The organism is Corallococcus llansteffanensis, assembly GCF_003612055.1.
Taxonomy (GTDB): Bacteria; Myxococcota; Myxococcia; order Myxococcales; family Myxococcaceae; genus Corallococcus; species Corallococcus llansteffanensis.
In genome coordinates, this window is the sequence record NZ_RAWB01000009.1 from 1 (window position 1) to 21,837 (window position 21,837).

Annotated in this window: 18 protein-coding genes; 11 read left to right on the plus strand and 7 right to left on the minus strand. The window is 69.4% G+C overall.

The window, feature by feature from the left end; all coding sequences use genetic code 11:
* Positions 1–785 (minus strand): NADH:flavin oxidoreductase/NADH oxidase (locus D7V93_RS01675; protein WP_147451003.1); only part of this gene is annotated, 785 nt, incomplete at its 3' end.
* A complete protein-coding gene (gene def, locus D7V93_RS01680; RefSeq protein ID WP_120641660.1) occupies positions 782–1,408 on the minus strand; it encodes a peptide deformylase in 627 nt (208 codons plus the stop codon). The genes D7V93_RS01675 and def, both read right to left, overlap by 4 nt.
* A 152-nt stretch (positions 1,409–1,560) precedes the next feature.
* On the opposite strand from def, the gene D7V93_RS01685 reads away from it, so the two are divergent.
* Complete coding sequence (locus D7V93_RS01685) at positions 1,561–2,058, plus strand: hypothetical protein (protein WP_120641661.1); 498 nt, start codon at positions 1,561–1,563, stop codon at positions 2,056–2,058.
* A gap of 1 nt (position 2,059) precedes the next feature.
* Here D7V93_RS01685 and D7V93_RS01690 read toward each other — a convergent pair whose 3' ends face one another.
* Positions 2,060–3,220 (minus strand): fatty acid desaturase family protein, encoded by a 1,161-nt coding sequence (locus tag D7V93_RS01690; protein WP_120641662.1) that lies wholly within the window; start codon positions 3,218–3,220, stop codon positions 2,060–2,062.
* A gap of 100 nt (positions 3,221–3,320) precedes the next feature.
* Positions 3,321–3,797, minus strand: coding sequence for a MaoC family dehydratase (locus D7V93_RS01695; RefSeq protein ID WP_120641663.1), 477 nt, complete (start codon positions 3,795–3,797; stop codon positions 3,321–3,323).
* A gap of 144 nt (positions 3,798–3,941) precedes the next feature.
* Here D7V93_RS01695 and D7V93_RS01700 point away from each other — a divergent pair, with 144 nt between their 5' ends.
* The 3 genes from D7V93_RS01700 (at position 3,942) to D7V93_RS47250 (ending at position 10,538) form a co-directional block, all read left to right on the plus strand.
* The gene (locus D7V93_RS01700) at positions 3,942–4,622 is read left to right on the plus strand and encodes a lysophospholipid acyltransferase family protein (protein WP_244237054.1); all 681 of its coding nucleotides are present in this window, start codon (positions 3,942–3,944) and stop codon (positions 4,620–4,622) included.
* A gap of 73 nt (positions 4,623–4,695) precedes the next feature.
* On the plus strand, positions 4,696–6,093 hold the full coding sequence (locus D7V93_RS01705; protein ID WP_120641664.1) for a BamA/TamA family outer membrane protein: 1,398 nt from the start codon (positions 4,696–4,698) through the stop codon (positions 6,091–6,093).
* Positions 6,094–6,179: 86 nt separating this feature from the next.
* Positions 6,180–10,538: a carbohydrate binding domain-containing protein gene (locus tag D7V93_RS47250; protein ID WP_120641665.1), complete on the plus strand. Its 4,359-nt coding sequence runs from the start codon at positions 6,180–6,182 to the stop codon at positions 10,536–10,538.
* Positions 10,539–10,603: 65 nt separating this feature from the next.
* Here the strand turns inward: D7V93_RS47250 and D7V93_RS01715 are convergent, their stop codons facing one another.
* The gene (locus tag D7V93_RS01715) at positions 10,604–11,239 is read right to left on the minus strand and encodes a proline and serine-rich protein 1 family protein (RefSeq protein WP_120641666.1); all 636 of its coding nucleotides are present in this window, start codon (positions 11,237–11,239) and stop codon (positions 10,604–10,606) included.
* Between the two features lie 252 nt (positions 11,240–11,491).
* Here D7V93_RS01715 and D7V93_RS01720 point away from each other — a divergent pair, with 252 nt between their 5' ends.
* Both D7V93_RS01720 and D7V93_RS01725 read left to right on the plus strand, forming a co-directional pair.
* A complete protein-coding gene (locus tag D7V93_RS01720; protein WP_120641667.1) occupies positions 11,492–12,175 on the plus strand; it encodes a DUF5689 domain-containing protein in 684 nt (227 codons plus the stop codon).
* A 210-nt stretch (positions 12,176–12,385) separates the two neighbouring features.
* Positions 12,386–14,851, plus strand: coding sequence for a lytic transglycosylase domain-containing protein (locus tag D7V93_RS01725; RefSeq protein WP_120641668.1), 2,466 nt, complete (start codon positions 12,386–12,388; stop codon positions 14,849–14,851).
* A gap of 73 nt (positions 14,852–14,924) precedes the next feature.
* Here D7V93_RS01725 and D7V93_RS01730 read toward each other — a convergent pair whose 3' ends face one another.
* Positions 14,925–15,737 (minus strand): hypothetical protein, encoded by an 813-nt coding sequence (locus D7V93_RS01730; protein ID WP_120641669.1) that lies wholly within the window; start codon positions 15,735–15,737, stop codon positions 14,925–14,927.
* 294 nt (positions 15,738–16,031) lie between these two features.
* On the opposite strand from D7V93_RS01730, the gene D7V93_RS01735 reads away from it, so the two are divergent.
* Together D7V93_RS01735 and D7V93_RS01740 are read left to right on the plus strand one after the other, a co-directional pair.
* Positions 16,032–17,417 (plus strand): M28 family metallopeptidase, encoded by a 1,386-nt coding sequence (locus D7V93_RS01735; RefSeq protein WP_120641670.1) that lies wholly within the window; start codon positions 16,032–16,034, stop codon positions 17,415–17,417.
* 13 nt (positions 17,418–17,430) lie between these two features.
* Positions 17,431–18,081, plus strand: coding sequence for a macro domain-containing protein (locus D7V93_RS01740; protein WP_120641671.1), 651 nt, complete (start codon positions 17,431–17,433; stop codon positions 18,079–18,081).
* Positions 18,082–18,098: 17 nt separating this feature from the next.
* Here D7V93_RS01740 and D7V93_RS01745 read toward each other — a convergent pair whose 3' ends face one another.
* Positions 18,099–18,977, minus strand: a complete 879-nt coding sequence (locus tag D7V93_RS01745) for a fatty acid desaturase family protein (protein ID WP_120641672.1) — start codon at positions 18,975–18,977, stop codon at positions 18,099–18,101.
* A 340-nt stretch (positions 18,978–19,317) separates the two neighbouring features.
* Between D7V93_RS01745 and D7V93_RS01750 the strand changes: the two genes are divergently transcribed.
* The 3 genes from D7V93_RS01750 (at position 19,318) to D7V93_RS01760 (ending at position 21,806) form a co-directional block, all read left to right on the plus strand.
* On the plus strand, positions 19,318–19,980 hold the full coding sequence (locus D7V93_RS01750; RefSeq protein ID WP_120641673.1) for an iron-containing redox enzyme family protein: 663 nt from the start codon (positions 19,318–19,320) through the stop codon (positions 19,978–19,980).
* A gap of 172 nt (positions 19,981–20,152) precedes the next feature.
* Positions 20,153–20,779, plus strand: coding sequence for a DUF47 domain-containing protein (locus D7V93_RS01755; protein ID WP_120641674.1), 627 nt, complete (start codon positions 20,153–20,155; stop codon positions 20,777–20,779).
* A gap of 1 nt (position 20,780) precedes the next feature.
* On the plus strand, positions 20,781–21,806 hold the full coding sequence (locus tag D7V93_RS01760; protein WP_120641675.1) for an inorganic phosphate transporter: 1,026 nt from the start codon (positions 20,781–20,783) through the stop codon (positions 21,804–21,806).
* Positions 21,807–21,837 lie beyond the last annotated feature (31 nt).

Consider the following 21,837-nt stretch of genomic DNA (forward strand, 5'->3'; position numbering starts at 1 on the left):
ACGCCCTCCTTCGCCACCAGCCTCGCCAGCGCCACCGAGTCCTCCACCGTCCAGCCCCCCTCCACCCAGTCCGTGGCGGAGATGCGCATGAACAACGGCAGCGACTCCGGCCACTTCGCCCGCACCGCGCGCGTCGCCTCCAGCGCGAAGCGCGTCCGGTTCTCGAACGAGCCGCCATACCGATCCGTGCGCTTGTTCGACAGCGGCGACAGGAACTCGTGCAGCAGGTAGCCGTGCGCCGCGTGCAATTCGATGACCTGGAACCCCGCCGCCTTCGCCCGCGCCGCCGCGTCCCCGAACGACTTCACCACCCGCGCGATGCCCGCCTCGTCCAGCGCCACCGGCTTCGGATAGCCCTCATCGAACGCCTCCGCCGTGGGCCCCACCGGCGTCCAACCACCGTGCTCCGGCGTCACCGTCGCCCCGTGCGTCCCCGTGTCCCAGGGCCGGAGCGTGGAGGCCTTGCGGCCCGCATGCGCCAGCTGCACGCCCGACGCGGCCCCGTTCTGGTGCAGGAAGCGGTTGATGCGCGCCAGCATCTCCACGTGCGCGTCCTTCCACAGCCCCAGGTCCTGCGGAGAGATGCGCCCTTCCGCCTCCACCGCCGTGGCCTCGGTGATGACCAGCCCCGCGCCCCCCACCGCGCGACTGCCCAGGTGCACCACGTGCCACTCGTTGGCGAAGCCGTCGTCGCTCGAGTACTGGCACATGGGGGAGACCACCACGCGATTGCGCAGCGTGATGTCCCGCAGCTTCAGGGGGGTGAACAACCGACTGCTGCTCATGACTTGTCCTCCGGGGGAACCGAATCCTGGCGCTCCGCCAACCCCAGCGCCGTGCGCACCTGCGCCGTGCTCTTGCCCATCCAGTGCCGTCGGTGGTTGTCCTGCGTGGTGAGGCTGCGCGTCTCCATCCGGTCCACGTAGAGCGTGCCCTCCAGGTGGTCGAACTCGTGCTGGAGGATGCGCGCGTACCAGCCTCGCGCCGACACCGTCACCGGCTGGCCCTGCTCATCCAGCGCCTCCACCCGCACGCCCCGCGCCCGGGGCACCAGCGCCGCGAGCCCGTTCACGCTCAGGCACCCCTCGTGGAACTCCACCGGCGTCGGGTCCTCCACCACCAGTCGCGGGTTGATCAACACGTGAAAGGCCACCGGCGCCCGCTCCCGTAAGGCCAGGTCCGCGGGCGAAGCTCCAGCCTGGTACTCCGGCCGGTCCTCGATGACGACCAGCCGCACGCCCACCCCCACCTGGGGCGCCGCCAGCCCCACGCCGGGCGCGTCCCGCATCGTGTCGCGCATCAGCGCGATGAGCTGCCGGGTCTCCGCACTGCCAATTTCCTCGGGGGTCAGCTCGCGTGCGCGCTGTCGCAGCACCGGCTCCCCCGCCTGGACGATCTTGAGCACCATGGTGGCCCCACCGTACCAATCGCTCCACTGCCGCGCTGCATCGCCGTGAGGCAGGCACGGGCCCGGTCGCCAGCCTCCCTACGAGGAAGACGACCCCTGGACGCCTCAGGCCTCACGGCCCCCAGGCCACTGACGGTAGGCTGCGTCGCACCATGGCTCGCCGCAAGAAGGCCGAAGAGACCAGCGCTCGCGTGCGCAACCTGCTCGCCCTGGACGCCGCCGGAATCATGCGCCGGCTGGCTGCCCGCCGGGAGGAGATGTTCATCCTCTTCTCCCGCCTGCGCAGCCGGGGCCCGCTGGTGGAGACGGTGGCGTCACACTACGCCGAGGGCGCCTTCGTCCAGCTCATCCACCTCTCCGAACAAGAGCAGGCGGTGGTGGACCACTTCTACGCGCGCCTGGACGAGCTGCGCTGGTACTTCACCTACACCGAGGACATGCCCGGCACCGCGCACCAGACCTTCATCGCCCTGCACCGGCGTCTGGAGGAGAGCTACCGCCTGTTCGTGGAGACGATTGGCCTGCCCGTGCAGCCGGACGGCGTGCGCGTGGTGAACGCGGAGGCCGTCCGCCACGAGGAGGCGCCGGTGGAGGCCACGCCGGTGGCGCTCGTCCCCCTGCCCCGCCGCCGCCGCGCGCCGCCCGCGTGACTCAGGCCGCGGACACTTCCGCCGCGCTCGCCTCCGCGCTCGCGTCCGTCACGGCCAGCGCCCCGGACCTCGGCAGCCGCTTCATGGACGCCTTGCCCACGACCACGTCCACCATCTTCTTCGCGCGGGTCCAGACGCTCTCCTGCACGTAGGGGATGCCGTACTTCTCGCACAGCGCGCGGACCCGGGGCTGCACCTCGCGGTACTTCAGCATCGGCAGGTCCGGCCAGAGGTGGTGCTCAATCTGGTAGTTCAGCCACAGGTGGGCGAAGTCGTTGAGGTCGCCCCCGGTGCGGTAGTTCGCGCTGCCCAGCACCTGCTGCACCATGCGCTCGGCCTTGTTCGCGGGCGCGGTGTCGAAGCGGTACAGGTCCTCGCCGGTGTGGTTGGGCCCCACGACGAAGAACGTGTGCAGGTTGGTGACGACGTCCGCGAGCACGGAGTTGCACAGCACGCTGAACGCCGCCCACGGCCCCACGATGAGGAAGGCCGCCGGGTACAGGCCGAAGTAGACGGCCGCGTATGGCAGGTAGCAGCGCGTGACGAGCTCCCACACCTCCGCGCGCGTGAGCGAGCCCCCTTCACGCCGCCCCTTGCGCCGCAGCGACCCCAGCGTCTCCGGCGCGTAGTAGCTCGCCCGCCAGGTGACGGCCAGCAGCCCCAGCTGCACGTAGCGCAGGGGCAGCGGACGGCCCGTGTCCCGCAGCGTGCCCTCCGCGTTGCGCTCCAGCAGGTCGGGGTCCGCGTCCTCGCCGGTGTGCGAGTGGTGCAGCACGTTGTGCTCGAACACCCAGGCGTCCGGAAGCATCCAGTCCAGCCAGTCCACGAAGCGCCGGGCCCCCTTCGCGAAGCCCTTGCTCGTGCGTGACGCGGGCAGGCCCGGCACCCGGTCGTAGCCCCGGTGCCCCACGTGGTGCATGAGCAGCCAGCGCGTCGAGCGCCCCAACCCCAGCGCCACCGCGCTCAACGGGTTGGGCGCGATCCACGCCGTGGCCACGCCCAGCCACGTCGCCACCCGCCCCCACCGCTCCAGCTTCCGCAGGTGCGCCGCGTCCGCCTCGCCCAGGGACGCGTCCACCTGGGCGCGGATCTCCCTCAGCTCCCGGTAGAAGCCCTCCACGTCCACGGAGGCGAGGTCGAAGTCGGGGGTGCCGCGGGACATGGAAGAACTCCTCGGAAGCTGGACGGGGAACCACGGGCACGGCCGGAACAAGGCTGCACGCTAACCTTCGTCCGCTGCTGCGAAAAGCCTTCGTTCCCGCTCACCCGCTCGCCGGGCGACGGGGCAGGACCAGCTTCGCGGTGAGCACCTGCACCACGTCTCCGTGCTGGTTGCGCGTCTCGCTGCGCACGGTGGCGATGCCCCGGTCCGGCTTCGTGCGCGAAGGAATCAGCTCCAGCACCTCGCTCTCCACGTGGAGCACGTCCCCCGGGCGCGTGGGCTTGGGCCAGCGGATCTCCGCGCCCGCCCCGACGATGCCGCCCTTGAAGGGCAGCCCGCCCCGCACGTTGAGCTTCATGGTGAGGGCCGCCGTGTGCCAGCCGCTGGCCGCCAGACCCTCGAACAGCGTGCCCTTCGCGACCTCGTCATCCAGATGGAATCCCTGCGGATCGAACTCCCGGGCAAACGCCAGGATCTGCGCTTCGTCCACGGCGTGCGTGCCGCTGACGAACCGCTGCCCCACCTGGAGGTCGTCCAGGAACAATTCCCCGCGTTCACCCGGCTGTGACGTGGTCATGACAAAGCCTCCCTCGCGTTGCGTGCGTCGCGCGATGATAGTGCTCACTCTCCGTGGGTGGATCCGCCAATCCATGACAGACTGAGGACTATCCGAATCCTCTTCTCGATTGCCTTCTGGGCCTTCTTCGCGCTGTCCAGCGCGTTGCTCTTCATCGGTGCGCTCCTGCTGTGGGCCATCACGCGTCCGTTCGACGCGGATGGCCGCGTGCTCCACCTGTACTCGTGCTTCTGGGCACAGCTCTATTTCTACGTGAACCCTCTCTGGAACCTGAGGGTGGAGGGCCGCGAACGCCTGCCGTGGAGGGGCGCGGCGGTGCTCGTCGCCAACCACGAGTCGCTCGGGGACATCCTGGTCCTCTTCGGCCTCTACCGGCCCTTCAAGTGGGTCTCCAAGGCGGAGAACTTCAAGCTGCCGCTCATCGGCTGGAACATGCACCTCAACCGGTACGTGCCGCTGGTGCGCGGAGACCGCGAGAGCATCATCAAGATGATGGCCGGGTGCGAGCGCTGGCTGTCGCGCGGCGTGCCCATCCTGATGTTCCCCGAAGGCACCCGCTCCAAGGACGGCGAGGTGAAGGCCTTCAAGGACGGCGCCTTCACGCTGTCCATCCAGCAGCGCTGCCCCATCATCCCCGTCGTCCTCACCGGCACCGCGCGGACCATGCCCAAGCACGGGCTGGTGTTCCGGCAGTCCGTCCATGCCCGGGTGCGCGTGCTGGAGCCCATCGACCCGGCGGGCTTCGCCGGGGATGTGCAGGCGATGCGCGACCACGTGCGCGACGTCATTGTTCGAGAGAAGGCGCGCATGGATGCCGAACGTTGAACATCACGCGCACGTGCCGGCCGTCACACGATGAAACCGTCGGCCTGCGCGCCTGCCGGGGTATGAGCAGCGCGTGCCTGTCGCCCTGAACCTCCGCCGTGTCGTCCCCCTCCTCGCCACGCTCCTGCTGGCGCTGGGAGCCCCCCGTGCCCTCGCCGAGGATGCCCCACCGTCCACTTCCGGACGCTCGGAGGTGGCGGAGGTGGTGGTGGACAGCCCCGACAAGACGAAGCACGGGACCGTTAGCTCCTACGCGCAGCTGGGCGCGGGAGACCTCGTCGACGACGAGGAGCTGAAGAAGGTGGAGCGGCGCCTGCTGGCCACGGGCCTGTTCCAGGAGGTGCATGCGCGCACGGAGCCCCTGCCCGACGGCCGCGTGCGGCTGATGCTGGCGGTGAAGGACAAGGCATCGTGGGTGGTGGCCCCCACGGTGGCGCTGTCCTCCGGCAACACCGGCGGCGGCGTGCTCTACGCGGAGAACAACCTGGCGGGCCGCGCGAAGAAGTTCGCCGCCGGCGTCCAGGTGAGCACCGGCGAGAGCGGCCTCTTCGTGGGCTACCTGGATCCGCTCGTCTTCGGGTTCCCGCAGCTCAAGTTCAGCCTGGAGGGACTGCTGCGCAGCGACCGCGTGGACGAGTACCTCCCGGACGCCAGCCAGGACGACCCCGCCGTCGTCCGGAGGACGCGCCTCAACTCGGCGTCCGTCGCCGGCGAGCTGGGCTTCATCCTCTTCGAGCGTGTGCGCGCGGCGGCGAAGTACCGCCTGTCCAGCATCGACGCGCAGTCGCCCGACCCCGAGAAGCCGGTGACGGAACAGGCCTTCTCCACCGGCCCGTCCCTGCTCGACACGTCCCTGCGCTTCATGGTGGGCCTGGACTCGCGGCAGACGCTGCACGCGGTGACCGAGGGCATCAACGTGGAGGGCTCCTACGAGGTGTCCGCGCCGGGCGTGGGGAGCGAGTTCCGCTACCGCAAGTTCGGCGTCCTCTACCGCCACGGCGTGCGCTTCTTCACGGAGAACAACCTCATCCTGCGAGGCGAGCTGTCCGTGGGAAAGGACCTGCCCTTCCACCAGGAGCTGGTGATGGGAGGCAACACCCTGCGCGGCTTCCAGTACCGCCAGTTCCGGGGCGACACGCGGCTCACCTTCACGGCCGAGTACCACTTCCCGCTCTTCACCATCAAATCCCTCGCATTCCGGGGCGTGGGCTTCTCCGACACGGGCGTCATCGCCTTCCGCGAGCTGCCCGCTAGCGGGCAACTGCGCGATGCCAACGGCCGCGTCATCCGCGGCTACCTGCCCGAGTCGAAGTCCGGCCTCGAGAACGCCACCGTGGCCCAGGGCGTGGGCGCCGGCCTGCGCCTGTACCTGAGCAACGTCGTGCTGCCCCTGCTTGGAGTGGACGTCGCCTACGGCGTCAACTCCGGGCAGCTGCGCGTCTACCTCGTCGCGGGTGTCACGCCTTCGTAGGCCTCGCCCTTCGAATCCTCCGGGAAGCGCATTAGAACAACTCCGGGATTCGCGGCTTTTCTGCGAACCCCGGACAAGGCTCCCCCATGCGTGGATTGAAGGCCGTCGCGTTGCTCGCGGCGGTGACGTCTGTGCTGTCCCCCGGGTTGTCACGCGCGCAGTCGATTGCGGCGGCGCACGTGTATCACAACCACATGCCCAACTTCTGGCCGTACTACGACGTCTCGCAATACGCGACGACGCCCGTGGGCGGCCCCATCCGCTACGCCTACGACGCGCAGGTCATCCAGCTCAAGCAGTCGCCGCCGGCGAACTACACGTACTTCCTGCCGTCGGGCGCGCCCATGCCGCACGACGACCTGGTGACGTACTACTCGCACAACGCGAAGACGGGCGCGTACCTGTACTGGCCGCCGGACGTCGCGCAGGACATGCGCACCAACGCCGCCTCCGGCCAGGTGCACGTGACGATGTCCGGCGCGGTGGTGAACAACGTCAATGACCTGTCCACGCGCAAGAACGTCGCCGGCTACGACAACGCGGCGTGGGGCTCGCCGTGGAAGGCGAAGTACGACGCCTTGCGCACCCCTTCCGGCAAGCGCTCGTTGGATCTCATCCACTTCACCGGGCACCACAGCATGGGGCCGCTGGTGGGGCCGGACTACTTCCTCAAGGACCTAGTCTACCAGAGCGCCACGCTCGCGCAGCCCTACTTCCTGGGCGGCAGCTTCCAGTCGTCGCCGGGCTTCTTCCCGACGGAGCTGGGGTTCTCCGAGCGGCTGGTGCCCACGCTGGCGAAGCTGGGCATCCAGTGGTCCGTCATCGGGGACAACCACTTCTCCCGCACGCTGAAGGACTACCCGTTCCTCAACGACCCGGGGGCGGACACGCTGGTGTCCCCGCCCAACCGCGCGGACCTGCAGAACACGAGCGGCGTGGGCAGCTGGGTGAGCGCGCAGATGGCGCACGAGCAGCAGACCATCCGCAACAAGTACCCCTTCGCCTCCACGCCGCACTGGGTGCGCTACGTGAACCCCGCCACGGGCGCGGAGTCCCGCGTCGTGGGCATCCCGGTGAACCAGAACGGCTCCTGGCTGGAGGGCTGGGAGGGCTCCGCGACGGTGGACGTCGTGAACCTCCAGAGCTTCGAGGGGCTGGTGCCGCAGCGGCAGTTCTTCGTGCTCGCCCATGACGGCGACAACAGCGGCGGCCGGGCCGGCTCCGCGGACACCTGGTACAACGGCCGCACGGCCACCTGCGCCGCGGGCGTGCAGTGCGTGGGCATCAGCGAATACCTGACGGCCCACACGCCTGTCGCGAGCGACGTCGTGCACGTGCAGGACGGCTCGTGGGTGGACACGCGCGACTCGTCGTCGGATCCGCAGTGGCACCACTGGCGCCTGCCCATGGGCATCTGGAAGGGCCAGTTCCCCGCCTTCAACACGGCCACCGGCCTCAACCTGGCGCCGAAGACGAACCTGAGCGGCATCCAGGAAGGGATGACGGTCTCCTTCGAGCACGGCTGGCACTACCTGGAGCGCAACTTCGCCCAGCTCCAGGCGGCGCTCGACTATGCGAGGACGGCCGAGCAGATCTGGCTGGACGCGCACCCCAACCACTGGAAGCCCACCACCGCGCTCGACAGCCAGATCACGCACGCGGGCAACCAGCTCAACCCGTGGATGTATGCGTTCCCCGTGAAGGGAGACGCGGCCAATGACTGGGCCGGCGGCGCGAACCCGGCGGAGCTGGCCTGGTACTTCCTCCTGCCCGCGATGGACTCCGGGTTCGGCTACTACGACGAGAACGTGGACGACATCGTCAAGCCGACGCTGTCCTTCAACCAGTCGCTCTACTTCTCCAAGCCCTACGTGCAGGACCGGCTCACGCAGGACCGCACGGGCCCTGCCGTGTGGTGGGCCCAGCGCTGGCCGTACAACCCCGGCAGCGCCAACACGGACAAGTCCGAGGGCTGGACGCTGCACCACTTCAACAACGTGTTCGGCCTCTACACGTATGCCCATGACGTGAGCGGCATCGCCAGCATCAAGGCGCGCGTGCGCGTCCACGCGGCGAAGTCCATCGACCCCACGGACAACACGCACAAGGTCTACGATCCGGCGGCGCTGAAGGCGGCAGGCATCCCGAACATCGACCCCGCGCGCGTGGGCGCGTGGGTGGACCTCCCGCTCAAGCGCCGCGACTTGCGCCCGTCGATGAACGGCGTGTCCTGGCAGCCCGCGCACCTGGCGGTGATGGCGAAGGTGCCGGCGCAGGAGACGGGGGACCTCTACTACGTGACGACGGGCAGCTACCGCGACCAGCTGCTCGACTACTACATCGAGGCCACCGACACGCGCGGCAACGTCACCCGCGGCGAGATCCAATCCGTCTACGTGGGCGCGGGCCGCTACACGCTGACGGGCGGCAAGTACGTGGAGGACGTGAACGGCGCCGTGACGGGCACGTCGCCCTTCCTGGTGGTGGACACCGCGGCGCCCTCCGCGCCCACGGGCCTCGCGGCGGCCACGCGCACGGACCGCTCGGTGAAGCTGACGTGGACGGCCTCCACGGACGACGTGGGCGTGGCGGACTACCTCATCTTCCGGGCGGGAACGCAGGTGGGCACCAGCCCCACGCCGTCCTTCACGGACACGGGCCTGACGCCGAACACGACCTACAGCTACACGGTGAAGGCGCGCGACGCGGCGGGCAACGTCTCCGGCGCGAGCACCGCGCTCTCCGTCACCACGAAGGCTCCGGACACGGTGGCCCCGTCGGTGCCCACGGGGCTGGCGTCAGCGGCGGTGACGAGCTCGTCGGTGGCGCTGTCCTGGACGGCCTCCACGGATGACCAGGGCGTCGCCGGCTACCTCGTGCTGCGCGAGGGCGTGCAGGTGGCGGCCGTCAGCGGGACGACCTACACGGACACGGGCCTCTCCTCCTCCACGACGTACCGCTACACGGTGAAGGCCCAGGACGCGGCGGGCAACACGTCCGCGGCGAGCACCGCGCTCCCGGTGACGACGGGCACGGGCTACACCACCACGGTCTATTACAAGAAGGGCTTCGCCACGCCCTACCTCCACTATCGCCCGGCGGGCGGGACGTGGACGACGGCGCCGGGTCAGGCCATGCCGGACGCCGAGGTCGCGGGCTACGCGAAGCTCACCGTCAACCTGGGCGCGGTGGACAAGCTGGAGGCCGTCTTCAACAACGGCAGCGGCACGTGGGACAACAACAACGGCTTGAACTACCTGTTCCCCGCGGGCACCTCCACGTTCAACGCCGGCACCATCACGCCAGGGGGGCCGGTGGTGGACACCACCGCGCCCTCCACGCCCACGGGCCTCACGGCGCCGTCAAGGACAGACACCTCCGTGTCGCTGTCGTGGACGGCCTCCACGGACAACGTGGGCGTCACGGGCTACCTCGTGTTCCGCAATGGCACCCAGGTGGGCACGCCCACGGGCCCCGGCTTCACCGACACCGGGCTCTCCAGCGGCGTCACGTATGCGTACACGGTGAAGGCGAAGGACGCGGCGGGAAACCTCTCCGCGGCGAGCACCGCCCTGTCCGTCACCACCAGCACGGGCAGCACCGCGACCGTCTATTACAAGAAGGGCTTCACCACGCCCTACCTCCACTCCCGCCCGGCGGGTGGGACGTGGACGACGCCTCCGGGGCAGGCCATGCCCGATGCGGAGGTCGCCGGCTACGCGAAGCTCACCGTCAGCCTGGGCAGCGCGACGCAGCTGGAGGCGGTGTTCAACAACGGCAGCGGCACGTGGGACAACAACGGCGGGCTCAACTACTTCCTGCCGGAGGGCACCTCCACGTTCACCGCGGGCGTCATCACGGCCGGCGCGCCGTCCACCGACACCACGGCGCCGAGCGTGCCCACGGGCCTCACCTCTCCGTCCAAGACGGCCACGACGGTGAGCCTGACGTGGACGGCCTCGACGGACGCCAGCGGCATCGCGGGCTACGACGTGTACCGGGCGGGGACGCTCGTGGGTTCGCCCACCTCCACGGCCTACACGGACACCGGGCTCACGCTGGGCACGGCCTACAGCTACACGGTGCGCGCGCGGGACAACGCCGGGAACGCCTCCGCGAAAAGCAGCGCCCTGAGCGTCACCACCGCGACGTCCGGGGCCGCCGTCACCTTCCGCGAGACGGCGAGCACCGTGCAGGGGCAGAACATCTACGTGGTGGGCAGCCTGCCCGCGCTGGGAAGCTGGAGCCCGGCGGCGGCCATCGCGCTCTCGCCGGCCAACTACCCGACGTGGGACGTGACGGTGGGCCTGCCCGGCTCAACCGCGTTTGAATACAAGTACATCAAGAAGGACGGCGGCGGGAACGTCGTCTGGGAGGGCGGCACCAACCGCGCCTCCACCACCCCCGCCAGTGGAACGGTGACGCTCAACGACACCTGGAAGTAGCGCGTCGACGCAGCCGGAGGCCCCGCGTGCTCACCACGGGCGCGGGGCCTCTTCACGAGCGACGACTACTGCTCCGTGATGAGGTCGGTGTACTCGCTGCCGCTGATGGAGTTGTTCCACTTGGACGAGAAGCCCAGGGCGTGCTGCGGATCCACCACGTGGGGCGCGGCCACCTTCGCCACGTCCAGGCGGGTGATCTCATTGTTGAAGAGGTCCAGGACCATGCCGAACTGCACCGCGGTGAGGTAGACGCGCTTGAGCATCTTGCCCGCCTTCTCCTCGCGGACGATCTCGTTGCTCTCGGTCTTGAGCGACTGGTAGAAGCCGCGCCAGGTGCTGGCGTCCATGGGGAGGTTCCCGTCGCGCCGCGTGGTGCAGCCCTCGTCCGAACGCGTGCCACAGTCGCGGAACGAGGGCTCGCTCTGGACCTCGCGGACCTGCACCGTCTCACCGTGGCCACGGCCCGAGTGCGTCGTCGTCCGCGTCTCCGTCCGGGTCTCCGTCGTCGTCGTGGTGCCGCCCCGCACGCGCACCGTGGCGTTGCCGTCCCCCTCCGGACCCGACGTCCGGATCTTGATGCGGGCCGCGGGCATGTCCTGATTGTCGGCGTCCACCTGCATGTCCATCTCCACCTCCTGGGCGAAGGAGACGGAGGACACGAACAGGGACGAAGCAAGCACTGCGCGAACGAACGGGGTCATGGGGTTTTCCTGGAGGGTCGAGAGGCACGGGTGGTCCCGCGCCGGGGGCGGTGCACCGCCGCAACCTCCGTACGAAGCCTCCGTGGATTTATTCACCTGGAGTCCGTCATCCCTGAGCGCGGCAAGGGCTGCCTCTTGGGGTGCATTCACACCCTCCCTGGAGACTCAAAGACAGACACCCTTCTCCCAGTCGCAAATCCGTCCAGGCAGTAAACCCGGCCTTCCTGGCAGGCGGCTGATATGGACCGTCCCATGAACCGAACCCCACTCCCTTCCCTGCTCCCCCGGTCCTTCCTGGCGCTCGTTGGCGTCTTCGCGCTCGTGGTCAGCGCGTGCTCAGACTCCGACACGCCCATCGCCGAGGCGCGGGCGCTCGAGACGGGCGCGAAGGTGACAGTGGACGGCTACGTCTCCGTGCAGCCGGGCGCGTTCGTCTCCGCCCTGGGTGATGAAGGCTTCTCCGTGCAGGACGGGACCGGCGGCATCTACGTCAAGCTGGACGCGAAGCAGACCTTCGGACTGGGGGCGCACGTGCGCGTCACCGGCACGCTGGACGAGCAGAACCAGCTGCGCATCCTCAAGGCCGCTCCCGAGGACGTCGAGCTGCGCTCCGGAACGCAGGAGGTGCCCTCGAAGAAGGTGAGCACCGGCGACGTGAACGAGTCCGTGGAGGGTCAGCTCATCACGGTCACGGGCGCCATCACCCAGTCGTTCCAGGACGACTCCCCCTACGGCTACAAGCTCTACATCAACGACGGCTCCGGTGAGGTGCAGGTGTTCGTGCACGTCTCCGCCGGCTTCGACAAGGCGACGCTGCAGGCCCTCGCCGTCGGTGAGTCCATCAGCGTGACGGGACTCGCCGCGCAGTACGAGACCACCTACGAGGTGGCCCCGCGCCAGCCGGCCGACCTGCGCCGTGAGGTCCCGATTCCGTAAAGACCCCCCTCCTCATGCCGAGCCCGCTGGCACAGCGCGTGCCAGTTCCAGGGCGACCGGGTCGTTGGATTTCGTGCACTCCACCGGCCCTTTCCCCTGCGGCCCTATCCACTCGCCAACGCGTGCCTGGAGACCGAACGAGCGGGCAGGTTCCATCCGTACCGGCAGTGCCAATCCATCGGGGTCCCAGGCGGACGAACGAGGGCTGGCATGGACGGACTTCGAGGAACAGCGGTGGTCTTGTTCGCGTGTGCGAGCGTGCTCGGGCCGGGCGTTGCGTGGGCGCAGGCGCCTGGCGAGGACGACTCCAGCGACGTGATGTCGGAAGAGAAGCTGGAGGCGCTGCTCGACACGCCGACGGCGCAGCCTTCGCAAGATGAGCTGACGGCGGAGGCGTTCGGACCGGAGAAGCTCACCTCCTACTTCTCAGAGGGGCTGCTGGCCAAGGCGAGGGCGGAGTTCGACCGGGGCCGGTACAAGTCGGCGCGGGCCCTGCTCGCCACCGAGGCGCCCCCTACCCTTCCGGGCCGCTACCTCCAGGCCCAGAGCGCGTTCCTCGCGCGGGACTTCACCACCGCGGCCGCGGAGTTCACGGCGCTCGCGGAGGACTACGTCCCGCTGCGCGACCACTGCCTGATGCGCGCCGCGGAGTCCCATGAGCGCCTGCGCCGTCCCCTGAAAGCGGCCGAGCAGTACGGCGCCGTGAGCCCGGGCTCCCCGCTCTACCCGGACGCGCGCTTCGCCATGGCGCGCGTGCTCAAGCGCCAGCTCCACATCCCGGAGGCGATGACGGCGCTGCAGGAGTTCATCGACAGCCGGCAGGCGCGTGGGCCGGATCCGCTCCGGATGAAGGCTCTGCTGGCGTACTGCGACCTGGCCCGTGCGGCGGGCCAGTACAACGCCGAGCACCGCGCGCTCCTGGAGGTCTGGGCCACCGCGCCCATGTCGCGTGAGGCGGACCGCGCGCGGGCGATGCTGCGCGACCTGCCCCTGCCCATGAAGTGGCGGGTGCGCCGCGCGGAGGCGCTGGTGGAGCTGCACCAGAACGTCGCGGCCATGACGATGCTGACCCGCTCGGGGCCCCGCACGGAGCTTCCGGACGAGCTGGCCTGCCGCGCGCAGCTCACGATGGGCCGCGCGCTGCGCAAGGAGCGGCTGCACCGCCGGGCCATCCAGGTGCTGGAGCCGGTGGCGCGCGAGTGCATGTCCCCCGAGCAGCGCCCGCAGGCGCTCTACCTCCTGGGCTATTCGCAGTCGGTGGTCCAGCCGGAGGCGGCCATCGAGACGTACGCCACCCTGGCGAAGGACTACCCGGAGCACGGCTACGCCGACGACGCGCTCTTCTTCGAGGCGTGGACCCTCCAGCGCGTGGGCCGCTCGGACGAGGCGCTGTCGCGCTACATGGAGCTGGCGACGCGCTACGCCTCCGGCAACTTCGCCGCCGAGGCCCTCTTCCGCGCCTTCTGGCTGCACTCGCGCAAGGGCGACACCGCCGCCGCGCTGGCGTCGCTCACCGCGGTGGAGCAACTTCCGGAGGCCGCGCGCACGGACGAAGCGCTGTGGCGCGCGAAGTACTGGCAGGCGCGCATCCAGGAGTCCGGCGGCGCGCTGGACTCCGCGCTCGCCCGCTACGAGCTCATCGCCACGGAGCGCCCCGCGGCCTGGTACGGCCTGCTCGCGAGGGCGCGGCTGGCCCAGCACGCCCCGGAGCGGCTGACGCGACTGATGCAGGCCTCCGCGGCGCCCGTGGTGACGAACGCGAGCGCCACGGTGCCCGCCGCCGCGCAGGCCCCCGCGCCGGTCTCCGACGAGGTCTGGCCCCTGCCGCCCGGCCCGCTCCAGAAGGATCCGCGCTTCGCCGCGGGCGTGGAGCTGCTGCGCCTGGGACAGCCGGGCGTGGCGGAGGAGCTGCTCGCGGTGGACACCCGCGGACTGGCGGAGGCGCCTTCGCGGCTGCTCTACCAGACCATCCGCCGCACCGGCCGGGGCCGGGCCACGCGGCAGGTGGCCCGCATGTCGCTGCGCCAGGAGGCCTCCGGGCCGCTGAGCGCCGCGTCGCGACCGGTGTGGGAGGCCACGTGGCCGCTCGCGTTCCGTCCGCTCATCCAGAGCCATTCCCGCGCCGCGCGCGTGGATCCGGACCTGCTGCAGGGGCTCATCCGCGAGGAGAGCCGGTTCAACCCGCGCGCGCGCTCCTCCACGGGAGCGCTGGGGCTCGCGCAGCTCATGCCCGCGACGGCGCGGCAGGTGGCGGACTCGCTGAAGCTGGCCTCGGTGGACGAGGCGTCGCTGCTGCAACCCGCGCAGAACATCCGCCTGGGCGCTGCGTACCTGGGCCAGCTCCTCAAGCACTTCGACGGCAACCCCGCCTACGCGGTGGCCGCCTACAACGCGGGCCCGGCGGCGGTGGAGCGCTGGCGCAAGGCCCTGCCCCAGGCGGAGCTGGACGAGTGGGTGGAGCACATCGCCTTCGAGGAGACCCGCGACTACGTCAAGCGCGTGCTCAGCAGCTACAGCGCCTACAAGCTGCTCTACGCGAACCAGATCCCCACCACCTTCCAGCCCGCCCGCAAGGCCCCGCTGGAGGCCGCGCGCATGCCGTCGGTGAGCCCCGCGACGGGCACGGGCGGCAGCGGCAGGAACGTGGCGACGCCGACGTCCTCCGTCGGGCGCTAAGCCCTCCCGCGGCCCGACCTGCGACGCCGGACGGAGACCCAAGGGGGCCCGTCCGGCGCCAGACGGCCGCGTGCTACTTCGCGCCTTCGGGCTGCGTGATGGACTCGGAGCGGATGGTGAACTGGCTGGCCACCGCGTTCACGTCGATGCCCGTGAAGTGGCGGTACGGATAGGCCCCGTCCGCGATGGTCTCGACGAACTCCACCTCGTCACCGACCACGGGCTTGCCGTTCACGTCCACCGTGAAGGTGTTGTTCTCCGCGCCCATGCGCCAGACGCACGCGCCCACGTCCGCCGCCGCCCTCCGCGAGTGCATGTCGATGTCGAAGTCGTTCAGGAACCAGGCGTGCATCTCCGCCCAGCGGAGGAAGTCCCGCCAGTTGGTGAAGGTGATCATCATCCCGGCCGGCTGCGGGCTGGAGCCCTGGAGCACGCCCCCGCGGTAGATGTTCATCGTGTAGCTCGAGCCGCCCGGCGAGCCCGTGAAGGTGGGCGCCATGATGACCGTGTTCGCCTCGCGACCCGGGGTGATCCTCAGCGTGCTGACGACCTGATCCGCGTCACGCGCGGCGAGCTGGAGCCCGCCCGCCTGCCCCAGGCTCACCGCGGAGCGCTGCTCCCACTTCACGGCCTTCGTGAAGGTGCTGGAGACGCCGTCCGTCTTCGCGAGGAGCCCGGAGACCGCCAGGCCCTCCTTCACGGTCGCGAGCTTCGCCCGGCCCAGCGCACAGCTCGTGATGCCATCGAACTGGTTGAGACACTGCTGCGCCGCGGACTCCTGCGTGTTGAGGGAACCGGAGGTCTGGGTGTCGTCGGCGCCGCCCGCGCAGCCCGCCATGCTCAGGAGCATGGAAGCCAGCAGGGTGCCCGTCATCTTCAGGTGCATGCACTACCTCGTCGTGGGGTGGACTGCGCGGCCCACCCCTGCACCCCTTGCGCCAATACCGGCGGTCTGTCTGTTTTCACTCTTGTTTGTCATGGATTGAGAAAGCAGGTGTAACCCCGGGCGTCACATGAAACAGTGTATTTGTAGCAAGGCGGGTCACAGGGGACGGAGGCCGCCTCGCGGCGATGACGCGCTCTTGAAACCTGGATTCATGGAATGTGCCGCGGCGCACAACTTGTGACCGGCCCGGTCGGATAATCTGGGGAGCGCGGTTCCTCCCCCGGACTCCCCACCATGGCCTCGAAGATCAACGACAGCTCGCGCCCCCTGACTTCCGTCTCGCGCACGTCCGCGCAGGACGCGCGCGCTCCGGAGGCGAAGTCCCGCAACCGCCCCCTCGCGTGGAAGGACGGCTTCGAGTCGTCCGGCGCCCGCCCGCCGCTGCCCCGGCTGCCGGCGCCCCCCCCGGTGCTGTCGCTGCCGCCGCCGGTGACGACGACGCCGGTGCCGCCGGAGGAGCCCACCGAGCCGCCCGTCGCGGACGACTCGGATCCGATGAAGCACATCGAGTACCTGGCCTCCGACGCGCTCAAGGGACGCAACAGCCCCTCGGAGGGCCTGGACGCGGCGTCCGCCTACGTGCAGGAGCACGTGCAGAAGTACGGCCTCGTGGGCCCGAACTCCAACAACCCGGAGAACCCCTTCCAGCAGAAGTTCAACGTCTTCTCCTTCGCCGGCTCACCGGCGGCGGAGGGCGCGGCGCACGGCGCGAGCCACGCGCCCCACAAGGACTTCGGGCACAAGACGTTCGAAGAGGGCTTCTACCTGGATGACAAGATGCCCAGGGACACGCTGGCCCTCCTCAACCGCAAGTACGAGGACACGATGAAGGCGGCCGGCAAGCCGCTGGTGCCGGCGCGGGCGGGGACGCAGCGCAGCGTGGAGGAGCTGCGGCAGGTGGCCACGGCGACGGGCCAGGCGGTGAACACGATGGCGATGCTGCCCGGCACCGGGCCGCACAAGGACGAGGTCATCGTCGTGATGGCCCACCTGGACCACGTGGGCGTGGACCGCAAGGGCAACGTCTTCAACGGCGCGGACGACAACGCGTCCGGCAGCGCGGTGCTGATGGCGGCGGTGCCGGAGCTCGCGGAGGCGCAGAAGCGCGGCGAGCTGGACCGCTCCGTGCTGTTCATCTGGACGGGCGCCGAGGAGAAGGGCCTGGTGGGCTCGCAGTACTTCGTGGACCACCCCATCCCCGGCCTGGAGCTGAAGAACATCGCCGGCGTCATCAACACGGACATGGTGGGCCGCTGGGATGATCAGCGCCTGTCCGTCGTCGACACCAACACCCGGGGCCAGCCCAACTACTTCCGGGACGTGGTGGACCAGGCGAACCAGCAGCTGGCGGATCCGTTCGACCGCATCAACCGGGACATCAACGTCTACCGCGACCGGCAGGACGGCGCGTCGTTCGGGCGCAAGGGCGAGGACGTGCTCTTCCTCTTCGAGGGCCTGTCCAACCCCGAGGGCGGCGGCGACCTCATCCCCGAGTACCACCAGCAGGACGACGACATCGGGAAGATCATCGAGGACAACGGCGGGGAGAAGCCGCGCCGCGTGAAGGACCTGATGGTGAACGTCATCAACATCGCGGCGAACCGCACGACGGCGCCGTGACTAGACTGGGGGCATGAGCGCCCCCTACCCTCGCATCGAGGTCGCGCAAGGCAGCCTGACGGACGGCTCCGAGCGCGTGCTGGTCAACGCCTCCAACACGAACGTGCAGCTGGGCTCGGGCGTGTCCCGGGCCATCCGGCTCGCGTGTGGCCCCACCTACCAGCAGCACCTCACCGAGGCCCTGCAGGCCCGCTTCCGGGGCCCCATGGAGCCGGGACAGGTGCTGGTGACGGACGCGGGCACGCATCCCCGGGCGAAGTGGGTCGCGCACGTGGCGGTGATGGACTACCGCCAGGGGTTCTCCGGGAACTCGGCGCCGAACCGCGCGCGCATCCAGGTGTGCTGCGTGAACCTGTGGAACGCGCTGGAGTCCATTGAAGGCGGCGACGACGACGGCGCGCCGCTCTCCGTGGCCATGGTGGCGCTGGGCGCGGGCACCGGCGGCCTGGGCGTGAACGACCCGGTGGCCCTGGCGTGCACGACCCTGAAGACGCACCTGGCGGCGCGCGAGCGCTCCCGCATCGCGCGCGTGGTGTTCTACGGCTACGAGCTGCCGGAGTACCTCAACACGCTGGAGGTGGTGACCCGGCACTTCCCCCTGCCGGAAGACTCGCTCCCGGCGGAGGTGCGCGAGTACCTGGCGCGCAAGCGGTCCGAGACCTGAGGGCCCGGCAGGCCGCTTCAGGCGGCCAGCGTCTCGTCGGGCACCGGAGCGCCGGCGAGCGTCCGCAGCTCGTGCTCGCTCAGCACCAGCTTCTCCTCGGAGCCCCGCCAGACGAACGGGATGCCCGGCTGCCGGTAGAGGTGGGCCGGGATGTCGCGGGCGAGCTGCGCGTGGAACTCCGGCAGCTTCGACCAGTGCAGCCCGTGCCGCGTGTGATGCGCGGTGTGGTAGCCCAGGTTGCCGGTCATCAAATTGTAGCCGCGGTGGAGGATGTTGTACGACGCCTCCGCGTGCTGTTCGGTGTTCAGGTCCACGTGGTGGAAGAAGGTCGCCCACACGGTGACGAAGAGCGACGCCACCATCGGCAGCAGGAAGACGAACAGCGCGTTGTAGGGGTTCACCCAGAACAGCCCCGCCAGCAGCACGACCTGGAGCGCCGCCATCACGATGAACAGGCGCAGCGACTTCGGGTGCTGCTTGCGGCCCACCTCCACGGCGCGCGGATACGCGGTGAGCATGGTGCGCAGCGAGTACTCCAGCTCCCCCATCGTCGTGCCGTCATCCCGCTTCCAGCGCGACTCGTCCTTCGTCTGGTCCAGGTAGTTGCGGTGGTGGCCCACGACGTGGTGGAGGAACCACGCCTGGGACGTCACGCCCGTCTGGAATCCGAAGATGATCTCCAGCAACCGGTTGGGCAGCGCGTGCCGGAACATCGTCAGGTGCTGGTGGTGGTGGTTCCACGCGCTGATCCACCCCTTGGGGATGATGCCCAGCGCGAACCACAGCACGGGCACCCACCAGCTCCGCGCCGTCAGGAACACCGTCACATCGAGCGCGAACACGCCCGCGAACATCAGGACCGGGATGCGATCTTCAGGGTGCCGGAACAGGGTCATTCGCCTTCCACGACAAGAGGGACCAGGGAGGATTTGCTGACTTTCCGACTGTAAGTCGTGAAGCCCCACCTGGAACAGGCCCCCGCCCCTTCCCCTTCCTGGAGTCTTCGGATCAAGGCCCGCTTTTCAGGGACACCCGTGGGGACACGGGCCGCGCCGCCTGCCTGTGCCTTGCAGCCTTGGGGCTTCGTGCAGGTCGCCCTTTTCTTCGCGACGGTTCCACCGAGGCGGTAAACATGATAGACACACTGAACTTGTCTTTCCATTCTTCCAAGAATCACAGTCCTGCTTTGTGATAAACGGTCGCCTCAGACCTTTGGGCCAAGGCCCTGGAGGCGTCATGCGGAACCAGACCATCGAAGCGGCGCTCGCGAAGAATCCCCACCGGGAGCAGCTCATCAAGCACCGGTTCTTTGAAGTGGTGGACGAGAAGGCCTTCAGCCGCGAGCAGGCGGAGATGGTCCTCGGCCAGTGGTGGCACCCGCTGCATTACTTCCCCAGCTTCCTGGGCAAGCTCATCGCCATCTGCCCGCAGATGGAGATGAAGACGGCGGTGACGCACATCCTCAACCAGGAGGTCGGTGAGGGAGATCCCGCGCGCGCGCACGAGCGCTTCTTCATCCAGACGATGACGGACGCGGGCTTCACCAAGGCCGGCGTGTCCGAGGCGCAGATGACGCCCGCGACCCGCCGCCTCATCGACGGCTACCAGCGCTCCACGGACAGCCACCTCACCGGCCTGGGCTTCCTCTACGGCACGGAGGTGGCGGACCTCACCATGGTGGCCAAACTGGGCAAGCTGGTGCGCCGCACCACCGGGCTCAAGTCCCTGCCGTGGGTGGACATCCACGTGAAGCAGGAGCCGGATCACGTGGAGACCGCCGGCCACACCGTGGGCCTGGAGTACACCGACGCGGAGCTGGCCACCATCACCCGGGGTGCCGAGGAGATGTGGCAGCTGTGGGTCGGGTTCTTCGAGGAGCTGCGCAACCGCGTCGTCTGACCCGCCCCCCCGCGACGCGGCCAACCCCCTGGAATCCGTGCGCTTGTGCACGGAACACTGGCGAATCTCTCCAGGTAGGGTAGTCACGGCGCGTCACGGGAGTGTTACACCCTCGCGCAACCAGCTCCCGCGGCGGACCGCGCCTGTCGCCCCAGGCGCCGAGGGAGACGCCATGCTCGAAAAGCTGATGCCGAAGTCGGACGAGTTCTTCGACGACTTCGACGCGCAGTGCTCCAGGACCGTCGAGGGAGCCCGCCTCCTTCACGAGCTCCTGAGCGACTACCGGGACGTGCCCAGGCGCGTCCAGGCGCTCAAGGACGTGGAGCACCGCGGAGACGAAGTCACCCACGCGGCCTTCAACCGCCTGCACCAGCAGTTCATCACCCCGTTCGACCGCACGCAGATCCACTCACTGCTGTCGCGCATCGACGACGTGCTGGACCTGACGAACGCGGCCGCCGCGCGGCTGCTGTACTACGAGATTGAATCCACCCGACCGGATGCCGCGGAGCTGGCGCGCCTGCTGGTGCTCTCCACGTTGAAGGTGCAGGAGGTCGTCGCCGCCCTGCGCCTCATCAAGAAGCCGGAGCAGATCCTCGCCGGCTGCAAGGAGATCAAGACCCTGGAGTCCCAGGCGGATGAAGTGCTGCGCTCCGGCATGGGCCGCCTGTTCAAGAGCGGCGTGGACACCCTGACCATCATCAAGTGGAAGGAGATCTACGACCTCATCGAGACGGCCACCGACAAGTGCCAGGGTGTCGCGAACGTCATTGAAGGCGTCGTGCTGGAGCACTCCTGAAATGCTGCTCGCCGCGGTCATCCTCATCGTCATCGTCGCGCTCGTCTTCGACTTCATCAACGGCTTCCACGACGCCGCGAACTCCATCGCCACCGTGGTCTCCACGCGCGTGCTGTCGCCGAACCTCGCGGTGGCCTGGGCCGCGTTCTTCAACTTCGTGGCGGCGTTCGCGGGCGGCGTCCACGTGGCCAACACGATGGGCAAGGGCATCATCAACTTCGAGATGCTCCGCGCCGCCGGCCCCACCGCGGTGCTGATGGTCATCTTCTCCGCCCTCATGGGGGCCATCACCTGGAACCTGCTCACCTGGTGGTGGGGGCTGCCCTCGTCGTCGTCGCACGCGCTGGCGGGCGGGATGATTGGCGCCACGCTGCCGGTGCTGGGCTTTCAGGGGCTCGTGGGTTCGGGCATCGCGCGCATCGCGTCCTTCATCGTCCTGTCGCCCCTCATCGGCATGGTGCTGGGCATCTCCATGATGCTGGCCAGCACCTGGGCCGTGCACAAGCAGACGCCCCTGCGCGTGGACACCTGGTTCCGCAGGCTCCAGCTCGTGTCGTCCGCCATCTTCTCCTTCAGCCACGGCACCAACGACGCGCAGAAGGTGATGGGCATCATCGCCGTGGTGCTCTTCGGCACCATCTGGCGGGACCGGCCGTTCCACATCGACTGGTGGATGATCATCTCCTGCCACGCCGCCATCGCGATGGGCACCTTCTTCGGCGGCTGGCGCATCATCCGCACCATGGGCCACAGCCTCACGAAGCTGGCGCCCATTGGCGGCTTCAGCGCGGAGACCGGCGGCGGCGTCACCATCATCGCCCTGGCGGAGCTGGGCATCCCCGTCTCCACCACCCACACCATCACCGGCGCCATCGTCGGCGTGGGGTCCACGCGCGGCTGGCGCGCGGTGAAGTGGGGCACCGCCGGACGCATCATCTGGGCGTGGGTGTTCACCATCCCCGCCGCCGCGCTGGTGTCCGTCATCGTCTACGGCATCACGCTCGTGGTGGTCCGGCTGGTGGGCTGAAGCGAAGCCCCCCGCCGCTGCTCCACCCGAT